Origin of the sequence: Dokdonella soli (genome assembly GCF_039523175.1) — a bacterium.
Lineage (GTDB): Bacteria > Pseudomonadota > Gammaproteobacteria > Xanthomonadales > Rhodanobacteraceae > Dokdonella_A > Dokdonella_A soli.
Genome location: NZ_BAAAEU010000008.1, coordinates 55,020 through 77,151, shown reverse-complemented (window position 1 = coordinate 77,151; position 22,132 = coordinate 55,020). Strand labels below are relative to the sequence as shown.

At 65.8% G+C, this 22,132-nt stretch carries 20 protein-coding genes; 9 read left to right on the top strand and 11 right to left on the bottom strand.

The features are described from left to right. Positions 1–15: 15 nt before the first annotated feature. The 4 genes from ABD002_RS10055 to mdtD form a co-directional block, all read right to left on the bottom strand. On the bottom strand, positions 16–471 hold the full coding sequence (locus ABD002_RS10055) for a hypothetical protein (RefSeq protein WP_343790382.1): 456 nt from the start codon (positions 469–471) through the stop codon (positions 16–18). Beyond that, on the bottom strand, positions 468–1,298 hold the full coding sequence (gene kdsA / locus ABD002_RS10050) for a 3-deoxy-8-phosphooctulonate synthase (protein ID WP_343790379.1): 831 nt from the start codon (positions 1,296–1,298) through the stop codon (positions 468–470). The genes ABD002_RS10055 and kdsA overlap by 4 nt, the downstream gene beginning before the upstream one ends. Positions 1,299–1,401: 103 nt before the next feature. Beyond that, a complete protein-coding gene (pyrG, locus tag ABD002_RS10045) occupies positions 1,402–3,063 on the bottom strand; it encodes a CTP synthase (RefSeq protein ID WP_343790376.1) in 1,662 nt (553 codons plus the stop codon). 143 nt (positions 3,064–3,206) lie between these two features. Further along, on the bottom strand, positions 3,207–4,568 hold the full coding sequence (gene mdtD / locus ABD002_RS10040; protein ID WP_343790373.1) for a multidrug transporter subunit MdtD: 1,362 nt from the start codon (positions 4,566–4,568) through the stop codon (positions 3,207–3,209). A 139-nt stretch (positions 4,569–4,707) separates the two neighbouring features. Between mdtD and parE the strand changes: the two genes are divergently transcribed. Next, positions 4,708–6,597, top strand: a complete 1,890-nt coding sequence (parE, locus tag ABD002_RS10035) for a DNA topoisomerase IV subunit B (protein WP_343790370.1) — start codon at positions 4,708–4,710, stop codon at positions 6,595–6,597. 151 nt (positions 6,598–6,748) lie between these two features. On the opposite strand, the gene ABD002_RS10030 is transcribed toward parE, so the two are convergent. Beyond that, entirely contained in the window at positions 6,749–7,519 is a 771-nt protein-coding gene (locus tag ABD002_RS10030) for an AraC family transcriptional regulator (RefSeq protein ID WP_343790367.1), read from the bottom strand. Between the two features lie 73 nt (positions 7,520–7,592). On the opposite strand from ABD002_RS10030, the gene ABD002_RS10025 reads away from it, so the two are divergent. Beyond that, positions 7,593–8,867, top strand: a complete 1,275-nt coding sequence (locus ABD002_RS10025) for an MFS transporter (RefSeq protein WP_379989154.1) — start codon at positions 7,593–7,595, stop codon at positions 8,865–8,867. Positions 8,868–8,941: 74 nt separating this feature from the next. Here the strand turns inward: ABD002_RS10025 and ABD002_RS10020 are convergent, their stop codons facing one another. The 5 genes from ABD002_RS10020 to ABD002_RS10000 form a co-directional block, all read right to left on the bottom strand. Then, positions 8,942–9,343: a hypothetical protein gene (locus ABD002_RS10020; RefSeq protein ID WP_343790364.1), complete on the bottom strand. Its 402-nt coding sequence runs from the start codon at positions 9,341–9,343 to the stop codon at positions 8,942–8,944. Positions 9,344–9,525: 182 nt separating this feature from the next. Then, positions 9,526–10,308 (bottom strand): N-formylglutamate deformylase, encoded by a 783-nt coding sequence (hutG, locus tag ABD002_RS10015; protein WP_425545127.1) that lies wholly within the window; start codon positions 10,306–10,308, stop codon positions 9,526–9,528. Between the two features lie 105 nt (positions 10,309–10,413). Then, positions 10,414–10,719 carry a DUF6587 family protein gene (locus ABD002_RS10010; RefSeq protein ID WP_343790359.1) on the bottom strand — a complete coding sequence of 102 codons (306 nt, stop codon included), beginning with the start codon at positions 10,717–10,719 and terminating at the stop codon, positions 10,414–10,416. Next, positions 10,716–12,575 carry a ferrous iron transport protein B gene (gene feoB, locus ABD002_RS10005; RefSeq protein WP_343790356.1) on the bottom strand — a complete coding sequence of 620 codons (1,860 nt, stop codon included), beginning with the start codon at positions 12,573–12,575 and terminating at the stop codon, positions 10,716–10,718. The genes ABD002_RS10010 and feoB overlap by 4 nt, the downstream gene beginning before the upstream one ends. Then, positions 12,572–12,817: a FeoA family protein gene (locus tag ABD002_RS10000; protein WP_343790353.1), complete on the bottom strand. Its 246-nt coding sequence runs from the start codon at positions 12,815–12,817 to the stop codon at positions 12,572–12,574. Before ABD002_RS10000 ends, feoB begins: the two co-directional genes overlap by 4 nt. A gap of 57 nt (positions 12,818–12,874) precedes the next feature. On the opposite strand from ABD002_RS10000, the gene ABD002_RS09995 reads away from it, so the two are divergent. The 3 genes from ABD002_RS09995 to ABD002_RS09985 are packed head-to-tail and all read left to right on the top strand — an operon-like array spanning position 12,875 to position 14,296. Next, on the top strand, positions 12,875–13,045 hold the full coding sequence (locus ABD002_RS09995; protein WP_343790350.1) for a hypothetical protein: 171 nt from the start codon (positions 12,875–12,877) through the stop codon (positions 13,043–13,045). A 56-nt stretch (positions 13,046–13,101) separates the two neighbouring features. Then, entirely contained in the window at positions 13,102–13,893 is a 792-nt protein-coding gene (locus ABD002_RS09990) for an enoyl-CoA hydratase-related protein (RefSeq protein WP_343790347.1), read from the top strand. Between the two features lie 4 nt (positions 13,894–13,897). Further along, positions 13,898–14,296, top strand: coding sequence for a VOC family protein (locus ABD002_RS09985; RefSeq protein ID WP_343790344.1), 399 nt, complete (start codon positions 13,898–13,900; stop codon positions 14,294–14,296). A gap of 22 nt (positions 14,297–14,318) precedes the next feature. Here the strand turns inward: ABD002_RS09985 and ABD002_RS09980 are convergent, their stop codons facing one another. Next, positions 14,319–15,974: a tetratricopeptide repeat-containing sulfotransferase family protein gene (locus tag ABD002_RS09980; RefSeq protein WP_343790342.1), complete on the bottom strand. Its 1,656-nt coding sequence runs from the start codon at positions 15,972–15,974 to the stop codon at positions 14,319–14,321. 143 nt (positions 15,975–16,117) lie between these two features. On the opposite strand from ABD002_RS09980, the gene ABD002_RS09975 reads away from it, so the two are divergent. From ABD002_RS09975 to ABD002_RS09960, 4 genes are all read left to right on the top strand, one after another. After that, positions 16,118–18,133, top strand: a complete 2,016-nt coding sequence (locus ABD002_RS09975) for an ATP-binding protein (RefSeq protein WP_343790340.1) — start codon at positions 16,118–16,120, stop codon at positions 18,131–18,133. Between the two features lie 10 nt (positions 18,134–18,143). After that, the gene (locus tag ABD002_RS09970; protein WP_343790337.1) at positions 18,144–18,446 is read left to right on the top strand and encodes an antibiotic biosynthesis monooxygenase family protein; all 303 of its coding nucleotides are present in this window, start codon (positions 18,144–18,146) and stop codon (positions 18,444–18,446) included. Next, complete coding sequence (locus tag ABD002_RS09965; protein ID WP_343790334.1) at positions 18,443–19,351, top strand: hydroxymethylglutaryl-CoA lyase; 909 nt, start codon at positions 18,443–18,445, stop codon at positions 19,349–19,351. The genes ABD002_RS09970 and ABD002_RS09965 overlap by 4 nt, the downstream gene beginning before the upstream one ends. Positions 19,352–19,522: 171 nt before the next feature. Next, positions 19,523–22,087 carry a sensor domain-containing protein gene (locus ABD002_RS09960; protein ID WP_343790331.1) on the top strand — a complete coding sequence of 855 codons (2,565 nt, stop codon included), beginning with the start codon at positions 19,523–19,525 and terminating at the stop codon, positions 22,085–22,087. Positions 22,088–22,132: the final 45 nt, after the last annotated feature.

Here is a 22,132-nt window from a genome sequence, read left to right as displayed (position 1 = left end):
GGCAGCGCCTGATCGTTACTTCGACTGATCAGGCGTGCTCCACATCAGGGAGATTTGCTGCGGCACGACCAGCGCCTTGTCAAGGCTATCGAATGTCGGTTTGTCATATGAAGCCGCGTCGACGACCAGGCACGAGGTTTTTCCTGCGTCTTTCGAGGCGATCACTAGGTTGATCAGTTCTTCGACGGATAGGGTTTCGCCCGCTAGGGAAAGCCCCTTCCTAGTGTCGAAACGAACCACAATCGTGCCTTGCGCGCACGCCGGCTTGCCCGTCTTCACGACGGCCATGATTTCCGTTTTCGGAAATGACGCCATCTTCTCTGAATCCTTGAGATCCTCGGCGGTGACTTTCTTTCCGGTCACTGTGATATCAGAAGTCGACGTCGTGTTTTCGAGCGACCATGCGTATGAACAACAGGAAATCGCGAAAAAACAAATCGAAGTCAATACCAACCGAGCAGATGAAATCATTTGATCTCCTGAGCAACGAGTCGCTTGCTGATGTCATCAAGAGCGACCAACGCCTCGAGCAATGAGTGCATCTTCCCCAACGGCCACGCATTCGGCCCATCGCTGAGCGCCTTTTCCGGATCGGGATGCGTTTCCATGAAGATGCCGGCGATGCCGACCGCGACGGCGGCTCGCGACAGCACCGGCACGAACTCACGCTGGCCGCCGCTCTTTCCGTCAGCGCCGCCGGGCAGCTGCACCGAATGCGTCGCATCGAACACCACCGGGCAGCCGGTGTCGCGCATCACCGCGAGGCTGCGCATGTCGGAGACGAGGTTGTTGTAGCCGAAACTCGCGCCGCGCTCGCAGACCATGATCTGCTCGTTGCCGGTCGCCTTCGCCTTCGCAGCGACGTGCTTCATCTCCCACGGCGACAGGAACTGACCTTTCTTGATGTTGACCGGCTTGCCGGCGCTGGCAACGTTCTGGATGAAATCGGTCTGGCGGCACAGGAAAGCGGGCGTCTGCAGCACGTCGACGACGGACGCGACTTCATTCATCGGCGTGTATTCGTGCACGTCGGTCAGCACCGGCACGCCAATCTGGCGCTTGACCTCGGCCAGCACCTTCAGCCCTTCCTCGAGGCCGGGGCCACGGAAACTCGCGCCGGACGTGCGGTTCGCCTTGTCGAAGCTCGACTTGAAAATGAAGGGAATGCCGAGCTTGCCGGTAATTTCCTTGAGCTGGCCTGCCGTATCGAGCTGCAACTGCATCGACTCGATCACGCAAGGGCCGGCGATCAGGAACAGCGGGCGGTCGAGTCCAACTTCGAAACCGCAGAGCTTCATCGGGCAACCGCCCTTGTAGGAGCGGCTTCAGCCGCGATGCGGTTGCCTGTTCTTTCGTTTGAAGGAAAAGCATCGCGGCTGAAGCCGCTCCTGCAAAAATCCATCACGCCACCGCCTCCTTCGCCAGCCGCGGCGCCTCGCGCACCGCCTTCTGCTCGCGCGCAGCGCGCACGAAGCCGATGAACAGCGGGTGGCCGTCGCGCGGAGTCGAGGTGAATTCCGGATGCGCCTGGCAGGCGACGAACCAGGGATGGTTCGGCAGCTCGACCATCTCGACGAGCAGGTCGTCCATCGACTTGCCGGAGATGATCAGGCCGAGGTCCTCGAACTGCTGGCGATAGCGGTTGTTGAATTCGTAGCGATGGCGATGGCGTTCGCGAATCACGTCCTGACCGTAGAGTTCGCGCGACAGGGTGCCGGCCTTGAGACGGCATTCCTGCGCGCCGAGGCGCATCGTGCCGCCCTTGTCCGAGGTCTCATCGCGCTTCTCGACTTCGCCGGCACCGGTGGTCCATTCGGTGATCAGCGCGATCACCGGATGCGCGCAGTTGCGGTCGTTCTCGCTGGAGTTCGCGCCCTCGAGGCCGGCGATGTTGCGCGCGAAATCGGTGACCGCCGCGTGCATGCCGTAGCAGATGCCGAAGTACGGGATGCGATGCTCGCGCGCATAGCGCGCGGCCGCGATCTTGCCCTCGAAGCCGCGCTTGCCGAAGCCGCCGGGCACGAGGATGCCGTCGGCGTCCTTGAGCATGTCCGCGCCCTTGCGCTCGATCTCCTCGGACTCGACCCAGCGCAGATTCACGCACGTCTTCTGCTTGAGCCCGCCGTGGCGCAGCGCCTCGCCGAGCGACTTGTAGGCGTCCTTGTGCTCGACGTACTTGCCGACGATCGCGATCGTGACCTCGCCCTGCGGATGCGCGATCGCATCGACGGTGCGATCCCATTCGGACAGATCCGCCGGCTTCGCGTTCAAACGCAGTTTGTCGATCACGATGTCGTCGAGGCCCTGCGCATGCAGCCATTGCGGCAACTGGTAGATCACGTCGACGTCGGTCGCGCTGATCACGGCCTTCTCGGGCACGTTCGTGAACAGCGCGATCTTGCGGCGCTCGCTCTGCGGCAGCGGCTGCTCGCAGCGGCACAGCAGCACGTCGGCCTGGATACCGATCGAACGCAGTTCCTTGACCGAGTGCTGGGTCGGCTTGGTCTTGATCTCGCCGGCGGCCTTGATGTAAGGCACGAGGGTCAGGTGCATGAAGATCGCCTGCTCGGCACCGTGTTCGATGCGGATCTGGCGGATCGCCTCCAGGAACGGCAGCGACTCGATGTCGCCGACCGTGCCGCCGATCTCGACCAGCGCGACGTCGTAGCCCTGGGTCGCCTCGTAGATGCGGTGCTTGATCTCGTCGGTGATGTGCGGGATCACCTGCACGGTCGCGCCGAGGTAGTCGCCGCGGCGCTCCTTCGCGATCACGCTCTCGTAGATCTTGCCGGTGGTGATCGAATTTTTCCCGGTCAACCGCGTCCGCACGAAGCGCTCGTAGTGGCCGAGGTCGAGGTCGGTCTCGGCACCGTCATCGGTGACGTAGACCTCGCCGTGCTGGAACGGGCTCATCGTGCCCGGGTCGACGTTGATGTACGGATCGAGCTTCATCATCGTCACGCGCAGGCCGCGCGCTTCGAGGATGGCAGCCAGCGACGCCGCGGCGATGCCCTTGCCAAGCGAGGACACCACGCCGCCGGTCACGAAAATCAGGGGGGTCATGGGCGAAACGTTCCGCTGGAAATCGCTATTCTATCGGCTCGGCGCTCGCTCGGCGAGTCCGCGCGTGGCTCCCGACGCCATCGCGGGGAGATCCCTCGCTACTGTGCGGATGCCGGCTCGACCGGTTCCAGCGCCTGCTTTTCCTACTCCAACTGCCAGAAGATCCACGCAGACGCAGCGGTGACCAGGCCGACGCAGACGAAGGTGGCGTGGAATGCGGGCAACGCAGCGGCGCCGTGCTCGGAGCCGAACACGCCGGCGAACGCGGCCAGCAGGCCACTCGCGGTTGCGACGCCGAGGCTCATCGACAGCATCATCACCATCGACAGCAGGCTGTTGCCGCCGCTGGCGAGGTCGCCTTCGAGGTCGCGCAGGGTGATCGTGTTCATCGCGGTGAACTGCAGCGAATTGACCATGCCGAAGAACGCGAGCTGGATGAGGCGCAGCCACATCGGCTGTGTCGGCGAGATCAGCGCGAAGCTCGCCATCGCGAGACCGACCAGGATCGTGTTGCACAGGAGCACGCGGCGATAGCCGAATTCGCGCACCAGCGGCACCACCATGCGCTTGGACACCATACCGGCGAGCGCCACCGGGATCATCATCAGGCCGGCCTCCATCGGACTGTAGCCGAGGCTGACCTGCAGCAGCAGCGGGATCAGGAACGGCATGCTGCCGCTGCCGATCCGTGAAAACAGGTTGCCGAGCACGCCGACCCGATACGTGTGCACGCCGAACAGGCCGAGCGGGAACAGCGGCTTCGGCGCGCGCGTCGCGTGCAGCCAGTAGGCGACGAAACTCGCCATGCCGAAGATCAGCAGCATCAGCACGGTCGCGTGGCGAAGCCCGAGTTCGGACAGGCCGTCCAGCGACAGCGAGAGCGCGACCATGCTGAACGACAGCATCAGGTAGCCGCCGAGATCGAAACGCGCTACCGCGCTGCGCGCATCCGGCATGAAGCGCAAGGTTGCGATGCCGGCGATGAGGCCGACCGGCAGGTTGATCAGGAAGATCCAGTGCCACGACGCGGCCTGTACCAGCCAGCCGCCGAGGGTCGGGCCGATCAGAGGACCGATCAGGCCCGGGATCGTGACGAAACTCATCGCGGCGAGGAAGTCGCCACGCGGCACCGAACGCAGCACCGCGAGCCGACCGACCGGCAGCAGCATCGCGCCGCCGACGCCCTGCACGACCCGTGATGCCGCGATCTGCCCCAGGCTATGCGATTGCGCGCAGAGCAGCGAGCCGAGCGTGAACAACGCGATCGCCGAGAAGAACACGCGCCGCGTGCCGAAACGATCGGCCAGCCAGCCCGAGGCCGGGATCAGCATCGCCATGGTCAGCGCATAGGCGATCACCACCGACTGCATGCGCAGCGGACTCTCGCCGAGACTCGCGGCCATCGACGGCAGCGCGGTGTTGACGATCGTCGAGTCCAGCATCTGCATGAAGACGCCGAGCGCGACGAGCCAGAGCAGGATGCGATTGGATTCTTGTTCGGTCATGGCCGGCGCTGTCGCCGTCCGTGCGACGATCGGTCCTCATTGTCGCATGCCGACGCTTGACCCCTGCGGCCGCGCTCGCCATTCTCGCGGCCGCTCCAGCGGGCGCGAAAGCGCACCTCATCATGGAAACAGCAGATAAATGAACACCCGCTACAACGCCGCCGACATCGAAGTCCTTTCCGGCCTGGATCCGGTCAAGCGCCGGCCCGGCATGTACACCGACACCTCGCGGCCGAACCATCTGGCCCAGGAAGTCATCGACAACTCGGTCGACGAGGCGCTGGCCGGACATGCCTCGACGATTGAGGTCACCGTGCACGCGGATGGCTCGGTCGAGGTCGCCGACGATGGCCGCGGCATGCCGGTCGACATCCATCCCGAGGAGAAGATCCCGGGCGTCGAGCTGATCCTCACGCGCCTGCACGCGGGCGGCAAGTTCTCGAACCGCAACTACCAGTTCTCCGGCGGCCTGCACGGCGTCGGCGTGTCGGTCGTCAACGCGCTGTCCTCGCGCGTCGAGGTCACGATCCGCCGCGACGGCCAGATCTACCGGATGAATTTCAAGGACGGCGATCGCGCCAGCAATCTCAGCGTGACCGGCACGGTGCCGAAGAAGCAGACCGGCACGACGCTGCGTTTCTGGCCGGATCCGAAATACTTCGACACGCCTAAATTCCTTCTTTCGAAACTGAAGCATGTGCTGCGCGCGAAGGCCGTGCTCTGCGCCGGCCTGACCGTGCGCCTGACTGACGAAGCGAGCGGCGAGCAGCTCGAGTGGCACTACGAGGACGGCCTGCGCGACTACCTGCGCTCGATGCTCGGCGAAGGCGAGTATCTGCCGAGCGACCTCTACGTCGGCCACTTGCAACGCGACAACGGCGCGGTCGAATTCGCAGTCGCCTGGTTGCCCGAGGGCGAGCTGACCCAGGAAAGCTATGTCAACCTGATCCCGACTGCACAGGGTGGCACGCACGTGAACGGCTTGCGCTCGGGCCTGACCAATGCGCTGCGCGAGTTCTGCGAGTTCAGGAACCTGCTGCCGCGCGGCGTCAAGCTCGCGCCGGAGGATGTGTGGGATCGCCTGAGTTTCGTGCTCTCGCTGAAGATGACCGATCCACAGTTCTCGGGCCAGACCAAGGAGCGCCTGTCCTCGCGCGACGCGGCCGGCTTCGTCGAAAACGCGGTGCACGACGGCTTCTCGCTGTTCCTGAATCAGCACGTCGAGCTCGGCGAGAAGATCGCGCAACTCGCGATCGAGCGCGCGACGCTGCGGCTCAAGGCCGAGAAGCAGATCGTGCGCAAAAAGATCACGCAGGGTCCCGCGCTGCCCGGCAAGCTCGCCGACTGCGCGTCGAGCGATCTCTCGCGCACCGAACTGTTCCTCGTCGAGGGCGACTCCGCCGGCGGCTCGGCGCGGCAGGCGCGCGACAAGGATTTCCAGGCGATCCTGCCGCTGCGCGGCAAGATCCTCAACACCTGGGAAGTCGAATCGGGCCAGGTGCTGTCCTCGCAGGAAGTGCACGATCTCGCGGTCGCGATCGGCTGCGATCCGGGCAAGGACGACATCTCCGGCCTGCGCTACGGCAAGGTCGTGATCCTCGCCGACGCCGACTCCGACGGCCTGCACATCGCGACCCTGCTGTCCGCGCTGTTCCTCAGGCACTTCCCGAAACTCGTGCGCGACGGTCACGTGTTCGTGGCGATGCCGCCGCTGTTCCGCGTCGACGTCGGCAAGCAGGTGTTCTACTGCCTCGACGAAGCCGAACGCGACGCGATGCTCGAGAAGATCGAGCGCGAGAAAATCCGCGGCGCAGTCAGCACCACGCGCTTCAAGGGCCTCGGCGAGATGAATCCCTCACAGCTGCGTGAATCGACGATCCATCCGGACACACGCCGCCTGGTCCAGCTCACCATTGAGGCCGACGACGGCACCTCGAAGGTCATGGACATGCTGCTGTCGAAAAAGCGCGCGTCGGATCGCAAGGAGTGGCTGGAGACGAAGGGGGATTTGGCGTCGCTGGAGGTGTAACTACCTCGATTGAGCCTGCTCAGATCATCCGTTCCAACGAATCCATGCTGATCGCCGTGGCAGATGCCAAAGCCTTGGAGGGCGGGGTCTACCGGCTCCCGCGCCCAACATCGCCGTGATCCGGTGGTGGCGGTCGGGCCGGAACCCTGAATCATTGATTGGCCAGATAGCGGCTCGGCGACACCCCGATCACGCGCTTGAACATCGTCGCGAACGCGGACGCGCTCTCGTAGCCGAGATCGAATGCGATCGTGGTGATCGGATCGCCGGCAGCGAGGCGTGGCAGCGCCGCGAAGATCGAGGCCTGGCGGCGCCACATCGCGAAGCTGAGTCCGGTTTCCGCGCGAAATTTCCGCGTGAACGTGCGCCGGCTGAGTGCCAGGTCGCGGCACCAGTCGTCGATCGTCTCGTGCGGCGAGGGATGCTCGAGATACGCGCGGCAACGAGCGGCAAGGCGCGCATCCGCCGGGAACGGGATATCGAGTGGCAGCACCGGCGCGCGCGTGACCTCCTGCACTAGCAGCAAGAAGATCAGGTCGGCGCGCGATCCCTTCTCGACCGGCAGCGGAAGATCAGCGGTTTCCAAGAGCAACTGGCGCATCAACGACGAAATGCCGATCACGCGGCAGTCGGTCGGTAGCGCGTCGTCGACGCCCGCTTCGATATAGATGTTGCGCGTGCTGACATGCGCGAGCGCGTTCACTTCATGCTGCATGCCGGCCGGAATCCACACGCCGCGCTCCGGCGGAACGATCCAGCGGCCCGCCTCCGTGCCGACCACCATGATGCCAGTCGCCGCGTACAGCAGTTGTGATCGCCGATGGCGGTGCGGCGGCACGCGGTGATTCGTCGACAATTCGTTCGCGGTCGCAACGATCGCGCCGGGCAGCGCGTCGGCCCTGGTGGCGTGGACATTTCGCATATTGGCCCGATCTCGAAGAAAACTGACCTATCCAATAGTGCGGGCATGCGTGCCTGGTTGTCCAATACACGCCATGTCCGAAACCGTCCTGCCTCCCAGCCACCTCGTCGACGCGCCTATCGCGCCGCCCTCCTCATCCGAGACACCGGTGCAGGCTGCCGCGCGCACGGCGTTCCCCATCCTTGCGATGCTCTCGGTGTGCCACCTGCTCAACGACATGATCCAGTCGTTGCTGCCGGCGATCTATCCGCTGCTGAAGCAGTCGTTCGCACTCGACTTCGGGCAGATCGGCTTGATCACGCTGACCTTCCAGATCACCGCGTCGCTGCTGCAGCCGCTCGTCGGCATCTATACGGACAAGCGCCCTATGCCGTATTCGCTGGCGATCGGCATGGGCTTCACGCTGACCGGCCTCGTGCTGCTGTCGCACGCATCGAGCTTCCCGATGCTGCTCGTTGCGGCTGCGCTGGTCGGTTCAGGGTCGTCGGTGTTCCATCCGGAATCCTCGCGCGTCGCGCGCATGGCCTCAGGTGGGCAGCACGGGCTCGCGCAATCGCTGTTCCAGGTCGGCGGCAACGTCGGCTCGGCGATCGGGCCACTGCTCGCCGCGTTCATCGTGATGCCGCGCGGACAAGGCAGCGTGGCCTGGTTCGCGATCGCGGCACTGGTCGCGATCGCCTTGCTGACGCGGATCGGCGGCTGGTACCGCGAGCAGGTGCCGGCGCATCGCGCGGCGCGTGCAGTGGCGCGCGAGTCGCGACTGCCGCGTCGCACGATCTACCTCACGATGGCGATCCTCGGCGCACTGATCTTCTCGAAATATTTCTATCTCGCCAGCCTGTCGAGCTATTACACGTTTTACCTGATGCACAAGTTCGCGCTGAGCGCGCAAAACGCTCAGCTGCACCTGTTCATCTTCCTCGGCGCGGTCGCGGCCGGCACGCTCGCGGGCGGCCCGATCGGCGACCGCATCGGCCGCAAGTACGTGATCTGGGGTTCGATTCTCGGCGTGCTGCCGTTCACGCTGCTGCTGCCGCATGCGGACCTGTTCTGGACCACGATGCTGACGATCGTGATCGGCCTGATCCTGTCCTCGGCATTCTCCGCGATCATCGTCTACGCGCAGGAACTGGTGCCGGGCCGCACCGGCGTGATCGCGGGCCTGTTCTTCGGCTTTGCGTTCGGCATGGGCGGCATCGGCGCGGCCGTGCTTGGCCAGCTCGCCGACCACATCGGCATCGAGGCGGTCTACGGAATCTGCGCGTTCCTGCCGGCGATCGGCCTGCTCGCGTGGTTCCTGCCTTCGCTCGAATCGCCACGGGCCGCGGCTGCACGTTCGGGTAACTGACAACTCCAAACCCAGGCAAAGAAAACCCCGGGCACTCGCGCACCCGGGGTTGCCTTATATCAACGACGGAGTATTCAGCCGGTCGTGGTCGCGTTCGCGGCCTTCGACTTGTGATGATGCTTGTCGTGCTTGTGCGAACCCTTGTGATGTGCCGCCGGAGCGGTCTGCGTGCTAGCCGACGCTTCGGTCTTCGGCGCGGCCGGCGCTGCTTCGGTCTTCGGTGCGACCGGTGCGGCTTCCGTCTTGGCCGGAGCCTGTGCGGATGCAGTCTTGGCAGGAGCCTGCGCGGCTTCCGTCTTGGCCGGAGCCTGTGCGCTATCGGTCTTCACCGGCGCGGCTGTGTTGGCCTGGGCCAGAGTCTGCGTCGCGGCTGGCTTCGCTGCCTCGGCAGCCTTGACCGGCACGGCGGGCTCGGCCGCAAACGCATTCGCGACAAAAGCACCGACGATCAGGGCACTGAGGATGGACATACGCATGTGAGCAATCTCCTGGGAGGTTGGGATCCGCACGGACCGCGACGTTTCGTCGAATCGGCTTGCGCGTGATCTGCAAGCTAGAGCCACGATGGAATACGCAAGCTGAACGCGGCACAAGTCGTTGGCAGGCGTTCAACTTCGCAAAAAACTGCGTCGCGAACGCCGCCGATGAGACACCCGGATCAGGCGCCGAGACACTCCCCGAGCAACGCCCGCAATACCGCCTGTGTAGCCACTGCACGTTCGGGCAGATACCCGAATGTCGCCTCGTCCATGTAGTTGAGCTGCGCGAGTTCGAGCTGCACGGCCTCCACGCCGTCGCGCGGTCGGCCATAGTGGCGCGTGATGTAGCCACCCTTGAAGCGGCCGTTGACGACATGCGTGTGGTTGCGTTGCGCGGCGAGCACGCCGACCAGCCTCTTCTGTAACGCGGACGAACAGCTCGCGCCATCCGCCGTGCCGAGGTTGAAGTCCGGCAGCCGGCCATCGAACAGGAACGGCACGATGCTGCGGATCGAGTGGCCTTCCCACACGACAACGCGGCCGTACGCTGCGCGCAGGCGTGCGATCTCGGCCGCGAGCGCATCGTGGTACGGCTTCCAGTAGCGCTCGACGCGCGTGGCGATCTCGTCCGGCTGCGGTTCCTCGCCGGCCTGGTAGATCGGCTCGCCGCTGAACTGCACGACCGGACACAGGCCGGTTGTGTTCTGGCCCGGATACAGCGAGGCATTGTCCGACGGTCGGTTGAGGTCAACGACATAGCGTGAATGCGCCGGAACGATCATCGAGGCCCCGAGCTCGTGGGCGAACGCATACAGCCGGGAGACATGCCAATCGGTGTCCGGGATGCGCCGCGCCTCCGGGGTCATCCGTGCGGCGAGATCGGCGGGAACAGCGGTGCCGTCATGCGGCAGGCTGACCAGGAGCGGCGTGGTGCCGCGATGCAGGGTGTAGATGTCCATCAGCGCATTGTAGGTCGGGCTGAGCTTCAGCGATGCCTGACGATGCGACGGATCACTCGCGCGTCGGACTTCGCTGGCGCTCTTCCGAGCAGCAAAGGCGTGCCGCCGCTATGGCTTCGCGCGCGGCCGGAACATCAGCGGCTGTCTGTCGACGACAGGCTTCGCAGCGGCAGCCGCGCAGCCACCACAGGAAGAACAACCGTCGCCGCAACTCCCGCCGCTGGTGCTCTGCGGTTGCAGGCCATGTGCGAGCCTGCGCAGCCAGGCCGGCAGTGATGGCCGGTCGAACAAGTCGACGATCCGCGCCTGTACCCGGCGGCTCGCGACCGGCAGCAGACGGCGTGCGGCGAACAGTACACTCCAGCCGACCGTCAGAGCGATCACCAGGGTCTGCACCAGCATCGGCGTGCTCATGTCAGTGCCTTCGCGATCTGGTAGGTGAGCAGCGAGGCGAGGTAGGCAAGACCGAACAGGTAGCCCGCGGTGACCCAGACGTTGCGCCAGGAATTGGTCTCACGCTTGATGACCGCAAGCGTCGACATGCATTGCGGCGCGAACACGTACCAGGCCAGCAGCGACAACGCGGTCGCCAGCGACCATTGCGTGGCGATCGTCGCGCCGAGTTGCGCGGCGTCGCCTTCGGCGGACATCGCATACACGGTCGCCAGCGAGGACACCGCGACCTCGCGCGCAGCGAGACCGGGAATCAACGCGATGCAGATCTGCCAGTTGAAGCCGATCGGCGCGAACACGTGAGTCATCCAGTGGCCGATGCGACCGGCGAAGCTGTAGTCGATCGCCGGCAACGTCGCGTCCGCCGGCGGCGCCGGGAAGCTCGACAGGAACCACAGCAGCACGGTCAGCGCGAGGATGATGCCGCCGACGCGGCGCAGGAAGATCCGCGCGCGGTCCCACAACCCGATCGCGATGTCGCGCGGATTGGGCAGGCGGTAGGACGGCAGTTCCATCATCAGCGCGTGCTCGCTCTTGTCCGAGCGCATGCGCTTGATCACGTACGCGACCGCGAGCGCGCTGACGATGCCGGCGACGTACAGCGTGAACAGCACGACACCCTGCAGGTTGAACACGCCGAGCACATCGTGGCGCGGGATGAACGCGGCGATCAGCAGCGTATAGACCGGCAGGCGTGCCGAGCAGGTCATCAACGGCGCGACCAGGATCGTGGTCAGGCGGTCGCGCGGATCGGCGATGCTGCGCGTGGCCATGATGCCCGGGATCGCGCAGGCGAAACTCGACAGCAGCGGAATGAACGAGCGCCCGGTGAGTCCCGCGGCGAACATCAGGCGGTCGAGCAGGAATGCCGCGCGCGGCAGGTAGCCCGATTCCTCGAGCATCAGGATGAACAGGAACAGGATCAGGATCTGCGGCAGGAACGCGAGCACGGTGCCGAGACCCGCGAACACACCGTCGGCAACGAGGCTGCGCAGCAGCGGCATCGAGGCGAGCAGATCCGCGACGCGCGCACCGAGCACACCGACACCGGCATCGATCGCGTCGTGCAGCGGTGCGGCCCAGGAAAACACGGCCTGGAAGATCAGGAACATCACGACGGCGAGGATCGCGAGGCCCGCGACCGGATGCAGCACGACGCGGTCGATCGCGTCGTCAATCGCGCTGGTCGCACGCGGCATCGTGACCGTGGCGGCGAGCAGGGCGCGCACCTGTGCATGCACGTCGGAATCCGCGGCGGGATCGACCGGCACATCGCGTTTCCAGCGAAGCGGGCCGAACGCCATCGCGTCGATCCGTTCGACCAGCGTCGTCGCGCCGCCGCGTTTCACCGCGACGGTTTCGACGACCGGGATGCCCAGCGCTCGCTCGAGAGCGGAGGCATCGATGCGGATGCCACGCTGCCTCGCCGCGTCGATCATGTTCAGCGCCAGCACCATCGGCCGCCCGAGCTGCTTCAGTTCCAGCACGAAACGCAGATGCAGGCGCAGGTTGGTCGCATCGGCGACGCAGACGATCAGATCCGGCGCGGCCTCGCCGGGGTACGCGCCGGCGCAGATGTCGCGCGTGATCGCCTCGTCGGGACTCGCCGCGTCGAGGCTGTACGCACCCGGCAGGTCCAGCAGTTGCAGCACGCGCCCGGACGGCGCGACGAAGCGGCCTTCCTTGCGTTCGACCGTGACGCCGGCGTAGTTCGCGACCTTCTGGTGGCTGCCGGTCAACCGGTTGAACAGCGCGGTCTTGCCGCAGTTCGGATTGCCGACCAGCGCGATGCGCAGCGATCCGGCGACGGCATTCACGCGGCGTCCTCCACGATCAGCCGCACCCGCGCCGCCTCGCTGCGGCGCAGCGCAAAACGCGTGTAGCCGATCTGCACCAGCAGCGGATCGCCGCCGAGCGGCCCGCACGCGACCACGCGCACCGGCTCGCCGCTGACGAAACCGAGCTCGCGCAGGCGGCGCGCGATCGGATCGGCGGCATGGGTATCCTCGACTTCGCGAACCACGGCGGAAGCACCCTTGTTCAACTCGGATAGCCGCACTCTGGGACTACACGCAAATAAGAATGGTTCGCATTATACTCAAATGAACCGCTTTGTGTGCACGCCGCGATCCCCGGTGGACATGTTGCCGATGTCTTCGAGCGCGGCAATGTCTGGCACGCACATCGCCGCACCACGGCCGCCGGAAAGATCCGTGCTGTGCCGGTCGGGATCGCCCATGCGATCGCAACCGGCGGCTGGCGCACGCTGTTGATCTTCGACGTGTGACGGTTGCCGTCGCGCAGCGGCTATCATCGCCGCTCTTGCGACATGGGAAACACGCAATGAGCGAAGCCATACTCGTCGCGGTCGCCAACGACGTGGCCACGATCACGCTGAACCGTGCACAGGTGCACAACGCGTTCGACGACACGCTGATCGCAAACCTGACCACCGCGCTGTCCGACTGCGAACGCAATGACGCGGTGCGTGCGGTCGTGCTGACCGGTGCCGGCGCCTCGTTCTCCGCAGGCGCCGATCTCAACTGGATGCGTGGCATGGCGAGCGCGAGCGAGGCCGAAAACCGCGCCGATTCGCTGCGCCTTGCGACGCTTATGCGCACGCTGAACTTCCTGTCGAAACCGACCATCGCACGCGTGAACGGCTCGGCCTATGGCGGCGGCGTCGGATTGGTCGCCTGCTGCGACATCGCGATCGGCGTCGGCGGCGTGAAATTCTCGTTGAGCGAGGTCAAGCTCGGCCTGGTGCCGGCCGTGATCTCGCCCTACGTCGTCGCCGCGATTGGTGTGCGCCAGGCGCGCAGGCTGTTCGTCAGCGGCGAGGTGTTCGACGCCGCAACGGCGGCGCACATCGGCTTGCTGCACGATGCAGTCGCGCCGGACCAGCTCGATGCGGCGGTCGAGCGCGTGCTGCATTTCCTCGGCAAGGGTGGCCCGCTCGCACAAGCCGAGGCCAAGCAACTCGCTCTGCGTACCGGCGGCATGACGCGCGAAGCTGCCGAACGCATCGATACGCAGAATGCCGAACTCATCGCGCGCCTGCGCGTATCGGCCGAAGGCCAGCATGGCCTCGGCGCCTTCCTCGACAAGCACGCGCCCGACTGGGCGAAGGAGTGAAACCATGATCGACCACATCGGCATTGCGGTCTCCGACTATGCGAAGAGCAAAGCGTTCTACGAGCGCGCACTCGCGCCGCTCGGCATCGGTCTGATGATGGAAGTCACGCCGGAACAGACTGGCGATGGTTCCTACGCTGCAGGTTTCGGCGCACAAGGCAAACCGTTCTTCTGGATCAGCAGCAGCAGCGCGCAACAAGGGCGCACACACGTGGCCTTCACGGCTCCGAGCCGCACGGTGGTCGACGCCTTTCATCGCACGGCCCTGGTCGCAGGCGGCCGCGACAACGGCGCGCCGGGGCTGCGTCCGCACTATCACCAGAACTACTATGGCGCGTTCGTGCGTGATCCGGATGGCCACAACGTCGAAGCCGTCTGCCATATGCCGGGCGGCCAGATCTGATCCATCCAGGCCGTACGCGCGCCTATTCATTGGGAAATTGCAGCAGTTCGGGCAGGTACGGTGCGTAAGCCTTCCAGCGTCCGATCGAGCGCGTATAGACCGGCTGGCGCACCTGCCAGAGACTGGACGTGCTGATCGCCGCCGCGTCGCTCCCGCCTTCCTGGAAATCGAACCCGGGCAGACCCAGCCAGCCGGCCAGGTCTTCGAGACAGGCGCGCGAGTCGGTGACCAGCCGCTCATAGCGCACGCCGCGGATCGGGAGCGCGGGATTCTTCCGCGCGTTCGCCATCAGGCGACTGCAGCCTTGCATCACGGCAGCGATGTTCGCGAAGTCGTACGCGAAATTCTCCTCATGACCGGCGAAATACTGCATCCACACCGATAGTGCGGTGTCCCTGCCGTTGCGCTCGCAGTGGATGATCTTCGCGTTCGGGAACAGCGCCGCGATCAGGTCGACGTGCAGGAAATTGAGCGGCTGCTTGTCGATGAACCAGCGCGCACGCGAATCGTCCTGGCGAAGCTGAGTGAGATAGGTCGTCGCAGTCTTTTCGAGCAACGCCTCGGTCGGCTTGCCGGCCAACGCGATCTGCTGGGCAAGAAACGGCAGCCAGGTCAGTTCGCCGCGATGACACACATCCGCATGCCGCGACAACAGCTCCGCAACCAGCGTGCTGCCGGAACGCGGCATGCCGACGATGAAGACCGGAACGCAGTCGTCCGCTGTACGCACCCGGCGTGGCAGCGGTTTCGCGTCGAGACGCGCCGTGACGATGCGCCGCCAGCTCTTGGCGGACCACTCGGTGATCCCGCTCACGACGCGATTGCCTTGCCGGAAATAGTCGGCCGCCTGCTCCGGTTCGCCGAGGTCGTCGTGCGCCTTGCCGAGCGCGAACAGCAGCGACGCGCGACCTCTCTCGCTCAACGCTGGCCGTTGCAACCAATTCCTGAACAGCTCGAAATCGGGATGGCTCGCCTCGGTATAGCGTTGAGCAGCGGAGAGTCCGTTCGGGGCTTGCCAGTCGGCCGCCAGTGGACTATTCGCGAGTGCGAACAGATAGCGCTCACGGGCGCGCTCGAACTGGCCGACCTGAATGCCCAGCATGCCGGCGTAGGCGTGCACGCGCGGATCGGTCGAACCTGCGGCGATCTCGTTCTCGCACAGATCCGCGGCGTCCTGCTTGCGGGCGCAATCGTCGAGCAGCTCGACTGCGCGGATCACGACCTCGGTGGATGGGCGGGCATGCGCGAACAGCGTGCGCATCACGCCCGCCACCGCGTGCATCCTGCCCTGCTCCTTGAGGATCTTCGCGAGCAGGAAGCACGAAGCAACATTGTCCGGATGCCGCGCGAGCAGAGCGCACAACTCGCACTCCGCCGCGTCGGTCTTGCCCGTCTGCCAGAGCACACCGGCCAGCGCATGGCGTAGTTCGGCCGAGTCGGGGTGAGCGGCGACGGCACCTTCGAAAACCGCGGCGGCCGCGCCAATGTCACCGCGCACTACGAGTGCCTGTCCGCACTCCAGCCAGTCCTGTGACGACTGGCCGGCAAGCTCGCCGAGCAGCGCCGATTGCGCAGCCTGCGCACCGTGGACTGCCGCCACGCGCGCGTATTCGGCGAGGTACCGGATGCTGCGGTCGGGCGCGAACGAAATCCGCCCCGCCCCCATGTTCTCCGCCATCGGCCGCCTGTCTCCGCACGTGTCCGCCAACCGGTCATGCTACCGTAAACGCAGTGGCGCACGACGGGACATTCCGTCGTGCGCCGGACGACCATCGATCGCCGCGCCATTGCGCGCGGACCTTCCGCAAGGAATGCAAACGCGTGACTTCCTCATTCAAGAGCGTGCTCATCGCCAACCGCGGCGAAATCGCCTGCCGCGTGATCCGCACCTGCCGCCGGCTCGGCATCCGCACCGTCGCGGTGTATTCGGAGGCTGACGCGACTGCACAGCACGTGCGCCTGGCCGATATCGCCTACCCCATCGGCGGCCCGCGACCGGCCGATTCCTACCTGCGCGGTGACGCGATCATCGAGGTCGCCCTGCGCAGCGGTGCGCAAGCGATCCATCCCGGCTACGGCTTCCTGTCCGAGAACGCGGACTTCGCCGACGCGGTCGAGCGCGCCGGGCTCGTGTTCATCGGTCCGTCCGCGGACTCGATGCGGCGCATGGGCTCGAAGGCCGGCGCCAAGGAACTGATGTCCGCGCGCGGCGTGCCGGTCGTGCCCGGCTACACCGGCGAGGACCAGGATGCCGCGCTGCTCGCACGCGAGGCAGGGCGCATCGGTTTTCCGCTGATGATCAAGGCCGCGCACGGCGGCGGCGGCAAGGGCATGCGCATCGTGCGTTCGGCGGCCGAGTTCGGCGCGAACCTCGAGAGCTGCCAGCGCGAGGCGAGGAATGCGTTCGGACGCGAGCGCGTACTGCTCGAGCGCTACATCGAACAGCCGCGGCACATCGAGTTCCAGGTGTTCGGCGACCGGCACGGCAACATCGTGCATCTCAACGAGCGCGAATGTTCCGCGCAGCGCCGCTACCAGAAAGTGCTCGAGGAAACGCCCTCCCCGTTCGTGACGCCGGAACTGCGCGCGAGGATGGGCGAGGCCGCGGTCGAGGCCGCGCGCGCGCTCGACTACGTGAACGCGGGCACGGTCGAGTTCATCGTCGGGCCAGCCGGCGATTTCTACTTCATGGAGATCAACACGCGCCTGCAGGTCGAGCATCCGGTCACCGAGATGGTGCTCGGCCTCGACCTGGTCGAGCTGCAGCTGCGCGTCGCCGCCGGAGAGGAATTGCCGGCATCGCTGATCCGCAACAAGTCGATCCCGGCGAACGGTCACGCGATCGAGCTGCGCCTGTATGCCGAGGACCCCGATCAGGGTTTTCTGCCCGGCTCCGGCAGGCTCGACAAGCTGCGGCTTCCCGCAGCGTCCGAACACGTGCGCATCGATGCCGGCGCGGTCGAAGGCGATACCGTGACCATCTTCTACGACCCGATGATCGCCAAGCTGATCGTCTGGGACAGCACGCGCGAGGCCGCGCTGGTGCGCATGCGCGAGGCGCTTGCGGCCTGCGACATCGTCGGACCGAAATCGAACGTCGAGTTCCTCGAACGACTGGTCCGGCACCCAGCGATCGTCGAGGGCCGCATCGACACCGGCTATCTGGATCGGCATCTCGACGAGTTCGTCGGTGTCGCCGACAGCGACGAACCAGCCGCGCTGTTCGCCGCCGCGACCGCATGGTTGCTGCACGAGGAGACGGAGATTCCGCAGCTCGCGCGGGTTTCCGGCGATCCGCATTCGCCTTGGGCGCAGGCGGACGGCTGGCGTCTCGGCCATCCTGGCCGACGCATCGTTGCGCTGTCTGGCCGCGGCGAACGCGTGGAGATTTCAGCGCACGGTTCGCATGGCAGCTACCTGCTGGAACACGGCGAGCAGCGCTGCAAGGTTGTGCATGCGGCACTTCGCGATGGCTGGCTCGGCGCGGATTTCGATGGCATCACGCGACGCTGGCGCGTGTCGATCGACAACGACCGCGTAAGTGTCCATGACGGTATGCATCGTCATGCCTACCTCCACGCCCCCGCGTTCGCTTATGCGGCCGACACGACAACGAGCGGCGACCGCCTGGTCGCTCCGATGCCCGGCCGCGTGGTTGTGGTCAAGGCGAGCGCGGGCGATGAAGTCGCCGCAGGCCAGGAACTGCTGGTCATGGAGGCGATGAAGATGGAGCTCAGCCTGAAGGCGCCGCGCGCCGGCCACATCGAAAGCGTTCAGGCCGTGGCCGGCGATTTCGTCGAGGCCGACGCCGTGCTGGTGCGGCTCATCCAGCCCTGATCGCCCGCGCATGATCACCAGCGTCTGGCGCTTCCGGGTCATCGACGGCGCAGTTGCCGCGTTCGAGGAAGCATATGGCCCGCGCGGGGATTGGGCGCGGCTCTTCTCGCGTGCAGCCGGCTTCATCGGAACGGAGCTGCTGCGACTCGATGGTGACGAACCGGTGTACCTCACGATCGACCGCTGGAACTGCGCATCCGACTATCACCACGCAAGGGCCGCGCTGGACTTCGGCTACGCCGCGCTTGATCGCCGCTGCGAAGCCTACACATCCGAAGAAACCTGGCTCGGCCTGCATACGGTCATTGAATGAACACGCCCAGCACTTCGCTCCCCACCGCCGTACGCATCGTCGAAGTCGGCGCACGCGACGGCCTGCAGAACGAGAAGACGGTCATACCGGCCGCGACCAAGATCGAGCTGATCGACCGGCTGTCCGCGACCGGTCTGCGCGCGATCGAAGCGACCAGTTTCGTCAGTCCGAAATGGGTGCCGCAACTCGCCGACGCGAGCGAGGTGTTCAGCGGCATCACGCGCAAGCCGAGTGTCAGCTATCCGGTGCTGGTGCCGAACCTGCAAGGCTACGAACGCGCGCGCGCCGTCGGTGCGGACGAGATCGCGGTGTTCACTGCCGCGTCCGAGGCATTCAACCGCAAGAACATCAATGCCTCGATCGATGAATCGATCGAGCGCTTCATGCCCGTGCTTGATCGCGCGCGCGCCGACGGCGTCAAGGTGCGCGGCTATGTCTCGACCGTGCTCGGCTGCCCCTACCAGGGCGAGGTACCGGTCGCCGATGTGGTGCGCGTCGCGAAGCGGCTGCATGAACTCGGCTGCTACGAAATCTCGCTCGGCGACACGATCGGCATCGGCACGCCGGGCAAGGCGCGCGCGATGCTGCGCGCGGTCGCCGAAAGAGTGCCGATGAGTGCACTCGCGGTGCATTTCCACGATACGCGCGGCCAGGCGCTGGCGAACATCCTCGCCTGTCTCGAGGAAGGCGTCGCCGTCGTCGACAGCTCGGTATCCGGCACCGGCGGGTGCCCATATGCGAAGGGCGCGACCGGCAATGTCGCGACCGAGGACGTCGTCTACATGCTCGAAGGCATGGGCATCGCGACCGGCGTCGACCTGACCGCGCTGATCGCGACCGGTCTGTGGCTGAGCTCGCAGTTGGGCCGGACGACTTCGAGCCGGGTCGCGCGCGCCAGCCAATGATTGGGAGCGTGGGTCCCGCAAATTCCGACTTGATCGCGGTTTTAGTAATTCCGCGGTTGCCCGAGCACCAAGTTTGACGGCAAAGTAGCGGCCAGCGCCAACCTTGGGGCTGATGACGCGATGCAACAGAAAGCGAGGTCGCGCGATACCGCAGGGGGCGGAATCGATGCGATGCAAGGGAGTCACGATGCCGTCGTTTCAGCGCTACACGAGCTAGCGGAGATCGCCGCGAACGGCAAGCTCTCCCCCGGTGTTCGCGCCGCTGCGGAACGAGCGGCCGTCGTATTGCGCGACCGTGACGCCATCGTCAGTGCAACTGCCGCGCGCCACCATGCGCTCGTCGAGGCGATACCGGACGCGGTCGTGCTGCACGACGTGCAGACCCACATCCTCGATGTGAACGCCGCCGCATGCCGGCTTCTTGGCCGCACGCGCGAAACGCTGCTCGCGCGCGACCTGGGCGACTTCGCCCCTGCGCTGACGCCGGAACATCTGTGCCGGGTTGTCGAGGAAGGCCGCAGCGGCCACGCGTCGACGATCGAGGCCGCGATCCACATGGACGACGGCCACGAGATTCCAGTCGAGGTCAGATCGAATCTGTTCCGCGACAACAACGAATCATTCATCGTCTCGCTGCTGTACGACATCACCGCCCGCCACGCGACCGCCGGCAGACTGCATGAAGTCGAACAGCGCGACCTCGCCCTGCTCCATTCGCTGGACCAGGGCGTCACGATCCGCGACGGCAACGGGCACATCGTCTATGCGAATCCGGCCGCCTACCGGATGTTCCAGGTCACGGAGAATCAGCTGCCGCAGATCGAGCGCGACGGCTTTCCGGGCTGGCGCTTCCAGGACGCGCACGGCGAAACCCTCGCTTCCGAGCAGTTCCCCGGGATGAAGGCGCTGCGCAGCGGCGCAGCGACGGAATTGGAATTGATCTGCTGCTGGCTGCCGCACGTGAAGTCGCCGTTGTGGATGACGGCAACCGCGGTGCCGCTGTTTCACCCCGGGGAGGACGCGCCATACCAGGTCGTCACGACCTTCAGCGACGTGACCGAGCTCAAGCGCACGCGCGATCTGCTGGAACAGACGCAAGCACTGGGCAACATCGGCGGGTACGAATTGACGCTCGAGAACGGCCAGCTGGTCTGGACCGAGGAGATGTACCGGCTGTTCGACCTCTCGCCCGAGTTTCCGATCACGCTGGAGCGCGCGCTGGCCCTGTTCACTCCCGACAGTCGCGAACTCGCGCAACGCACGATCAACGAGCTCGCCGCCGGTGCGACCACGAGGCGCGAGTACGAGATCGTCACGGCGATCGGGCGCAAGCGTTGGGTCAGCGCCATCTCGCAACCGATCCGGCATGGTGACGCGATCCACAGCCTGAGCGGCATGTTCCAGGACATCACCGAGCGCAAGCTGCTGGAGCTGGAATTGCGGCACAAGGCGGTCACGGACCCGGTGACCGGCCTGCCCAACCGTGAAAGCATCCTCGACGAGCTCGAGCGGGGTATCGCCGCGATGAGCGACGGCACCGGCCCTACCTTGCTGTACGTGGATCTCGACCGCTTCAAGGTGATCAACGGTGTTCTTGGCGCCGACGTCGGTGACTGCCTGCTGACCAGTGCGGCAGAGCGACTGCGCGAATGCCTGCCGAACGGGGCTCGCTGCGGTCGCTTCGCCGGTGACGAGTTCCTCGTTGTGCTTCCGGGCTCGCTGCGCGAGGACGAGCCGCACTGGCTCGCCGACGCCATCAACCAGGCATTCCAGCGTCCGTTCGAACACGCCGGCGAGGAATTCGTGATCACGGCGTCGATCGGCATCGCACGCTGCCCGCGCGATGGCGAGACGGCCCAGCAACTCCTCCAGCATGCGGAGGCGGCGATGGACGAGGCGAAGGAGCGCGGGCGCAACGCCTGGCGCGCGTTCTCGCCTGCGATCGCACGCCGGATCGAGAACCATCTCGTCATCCAGAGCCAATTGCGCATGGCCCTGGCCAACAACGAGCTGCGCCTGGTCTACCAGCCGCAGGTGGAATTGCTCGGTGGACGCGTCGTTGCGGCCGAAGCGCTGTTGCGCTGGGACCATCCGCTGCGGGGTGAACTGCGGCCGCTTGCGTTCGTGCAACATGCAGAAAGCTCGGGCGACATCGTCGCGATCGGCGCCTGGGCGATCGACCAGGCCTGCCGCCAGTTGCGCGAGTGGCGCGACAGCGGCGTGCACATCGAGCGCGTCGCGGTCAACGTCTCGTATCGCCAGCTGCTCAGCGACTCGTTCCTGGATTCGGTGATCGGCGCACTGCGCCGGTACGACCTGCCCGGCGCGTCGCTGGAACTGGAAATGATCGAGCGCACGCTGATCGACGACACGCCGGACACGATGCGCATGTTCAAGGACCTGCGCGATGTCGGCGTGGTGATCACGATCGACGATTTCGGCGAAGGCTATTCGGCGCTCAACTATTTGCGCCGGTTGCCGATCGACGGCTTCAAGATCAGCTACGACTTCATGCGCCGCGTGCCGGCAAGCGCCGCCGATGCCGCGATCTGCGAGGCGATGATCCGCGTCGGCCACGCGCTGGGTCTCGGCATGGTCGCCGAAGGCGTCGAGAGCGAGGAACAGCGGCGCTTCCTGCTTTGCCACGGCATGACGCTCGGCCAGGGCCATCTGTTCAGCCCGGCCCTGCGCGCGGACGAGTTCCGCGAATTCGCGCGGGCACGAAGCACGCGCTGAACCATCTGCGCTCGCTATACTCGCGCTTTCCCACGCCACCCGCGC

Excerpts from the sequence above, each read along its gene's own strand:
- ABD002_RS10025 (WP_379989154.1), top strand. The coding sequence starts at position 7,593 with ATGTCCGAAACCGTCCTGCCTCCCAGCCACCTCGTCGACGCGCCTATC.
- ABD002_RS09960 (WP_343790331.1), top strand. The coding sequence starts at position 19,523 with ATGCAAGGGAGTCACGATGCCGTCGTTTCAGCGCTACACGAGCTAGCG.
- ABD002_RS10010 (WP_343790359.1), bottom strand. The coding sequence starts at position 10,719 with ATGAGCACGCCGATGCTGGTGCAGACCCTGGTGATCGCTCTGACGGTC.
- ABD002_RS09985 (WP_343790344.1), top strand. The coding sequence starts at position 13,898 with ATGATCGACCACATCGGCATTGCGGTCTCCGACTATGCGAAGAGCAAA.
- ABD002_RS09990 (WP_343790347.1), top strand. The coding sequence starts at position 13,102 with ATGAGCGAAGCCATACTCGTCGCGGTCGCCAACGACGTGGCCACGATC.
- ABD002_RS10055 (WP_343790382.1), bottom strand. The coding sequence starts at position 471 with ATGATTTCATCTGCTCGGTTGGTATTGACTTCGATTTGTTTTTTCGCG.
- ABD002_RS10020 (WP_343790364.1), bottom strand. The coding sequence starts at position 9,343 with ATGCGTATGTCCATCCTCAGTGCCCTGATCGTCGGTGCTTTTGTCGCG.
- ABD002_RS09980 (WP_343790342.1), bottom strand. The coding sequence starts at position 15,974 with ATGGCGGAGAACATGGGGGCGGGGCGGATTTCGTTCGCGCCCGACCGC.
- ABD002_RS10030 (WP_343790367.1), bottom strand. The coding sequence starts at position 7,519 with ATGCGAAATGTCCACGCCACCAGGGCCGACGCGCTGCCCGGCGCGATC.
- parE (WP_343790370.1), top strand. The coding sequence starts at position 4,708 with ATGAACACCCGCTACAACGCCGCCGACATCGAAGTCCTTTCCGGCCTG.
- pyrG (WP_343790376.1), bottom strand. The coding sequence starts at position 3,063 with ATGACCCCCCTGATTTTCGTGACCGGCGGCGTGGTGTCCTCGCTTGGC.
- ABD002_RS09970 (WP_343790337.1), top strand. The coding sequence starts at position 18,144 with ATGATCACCAGCGTCTGGCGCTTCCGGGTCATCGACGGCGCAGTTGCC.
- ABD002_RS09965 (WP_343790334.1), top strand. The coding sequence starts at position 18,443 with ATGAACACGCCCAGCACTTCGCTCCCCACCGCCGTACGCATCGTCGAA.
- kdsA (WP_343790379.1), bottom strand. The coding sequence starts at position 1,298 with ATGAAGCTCTGCGGTTTCGAAGTTGGACTCGACCGCCCGCTGTTCCTG.
- mdtD (WP_343790373.1), bottom strand. The coding sequence starts at position 4,568 with ATGACCGAACAAGAATCCAATCGCATCCTGCTCTGGCTCGTCGCGCTC.